The sequence below is a fragment of the Paenibacillus sp. MER TA 81-3 genome (assembly GCF_023713585.1).
GTDB classification, from domain to species: Bacteria; Bacillota; Bacilli; order Paenibacillales; family Paenibacillaceae; genus Paenibacillus_B; species Paenibacillus_B profundus.
Window position 1 is genome coordinate 1 of record NZ_JAMAWB010000076.1, and the last position, 454, is coordinate 454.

The window sequence follows — 454 nt, forward strand, 5'->3', positions numbered from 1 at the left end:
CGGTCGTGGCTTCCGCCAGAACTTTATCCGTGCCTTGCTCCAGATAGTTCACGCTCAGCTTTTGTGCTGTTCCTTTGTAGTAGAAGGTGTACACATTACCTTCTGCTTTAAAGGTGTAGCTATCGCTGGACTTCACTGGCGTGTAACCCGCTACTTCCGCGGCTGTCAGCTCCACCGTTTTACCTGTTACTCCGTCTACGGTCGTGGCTTCCGCCAGGACTTTATCCGTGCCTTGCTCCAGATAGTTCACGCTCAGCTTCTGCGCGCTTCCCTTGTAGTAGAAGGTGTACACATTACCTTCTGCTTTAAAGGTGTAGCTATCGCTTGCCTTCAACGGCGTGTAACCCGCTACTTCCGCGGCTGTCAGCTCCACCGTTTTACCTGTTACTCCGTCTACGGTCGTGGCTTCCGCCAGGACTTTATCCGTGCCTTGCTCCAGATAGTTCACGCTCAG

1 protein-coding gene is annotated in these 454 nt (G+C 53.1%); it reads right to left on the bottom strand.

What is annotated here, in order from left to right; all coding sequences use genetic code 11:
- Nucleotides 1-454, bottom strand: a 454-nt coding sequence (locus M3650_RS31285) for a MucBP domain-containing protein (RefSeq protein ID WP_251580254.1), incomplete at both ends; no start/stop codon positions are given.